Source organism: Streptomyces sp. NPDC002306 (assembly GCF_053593435.1).
This window is the reverse complement of the sequence record NZ_JBSFCK010000156.1, coordinates 1-1,019: the sequence shown is the minus strand read 5'-3', so window position 1 is coordinate 1,019 and position 1,019 is coordinate 1. Positions and strand designations below refer to the sequence as shown.

The window sequence follows — 1,019 nt, the reverse complement described above, 5'->3', positions numbered from 1 at the left end:
TGCATCGTTCTCTCCTTCTGCTGCACCGCGGGCCCCATCGGCCCGCGGTTTCCGTTGATGGAAAAGCTACGTTGCATTCACGACTCTGGCAACACGCTTGTTGCGTCCAATGGGCATCATTGCAGGTGGAGTTCGGTAAATCGTTGCAACGATCTGCTGTCTAATGCAACAGGCTTCACCCTGTTCGTTGCAATGTATTGGAGGTGAACGCTATGCGGGGGCGTCGCGGACCGCGATGCCGCCGGGGGCAGGGCTCAACAACTCGGCTGGGGTGACCGGTACCTGAACTCGCATCAGCTCCCTTTGCCCCAACAGCCCCTGGACGCAGCCTCGTTGCATCCTGCCCCGCTCCGGCGGGCCCGGCACCTGCAATTTCGGAACGCTGCGCGCGGCGCCGTACCGGCAGGGAGTCCGGGGTGGGCGGTGTGGGTGACAGCGTCCTGGGGCGGGATCGGTGTCTGCGGTTTGCGAGGGTGTCCGCGGGTGTCGTGGGCGGCCGAGGACGGGGCACGGGGCGGGGATCGGCGCTCTGCCGCCCGCCGGTGTCGCTCTTCGACGCACCGCGTGCGGCGGCGTCGGGCCTGGGGGAGTGTCAGATCCATTATGCCTGCTCGGAGGCGGTTTTCGGTAGGACGGAGCGCACGTCCGTCCGTACTTGTCGCGGAGGGCGGTGCGCCCGCAGACTCGTCGTCATCCACTCTCCGACGTCCGTGTCGGCATCCGTTCCCGGCTGCCGGCGCGTTCGCCGTGCTGTCCCGTCGTGCGACGGGTGCGGGCCGGGGGAGGCGACGAAGGGGGATCGGTGACTCCTCCCCCTCGTAGGGGGCTTCTCGCTATGCCGGTGTGGCTTCGCGACGGGCCAGCCCGGCCCGTAGAACGTTCAGGGCGCCCACCGTGTCCGCGTGGGCCTGGTGGCCGCACGAGACGCAGTGGAACTTCTCCTGTGTGGGCCGGTTCTCCTTCGCGGTGTGCCCGCATGCGGGGCAGGTCCGGGAGGTGTTGCGGGGGTCCACGGCGAT

The 1,019-nt window shown here is 68.2% G+C and carries 1 protein-coding gene; it reads right to left on the bottom strand.

The genetic code is table 11. The annotated features are described in order from the left end of the window. Nucleotides 1-833: 833 nt before the first annotated feature. Nucleotides 834-1,019: zinc ribbon domain-containing protein (locus ACWCQK_RS42575; protein ID WP_451164644.1), on the bottom strand; the 186-nt coding region annotated here is incomplete at its 5' end.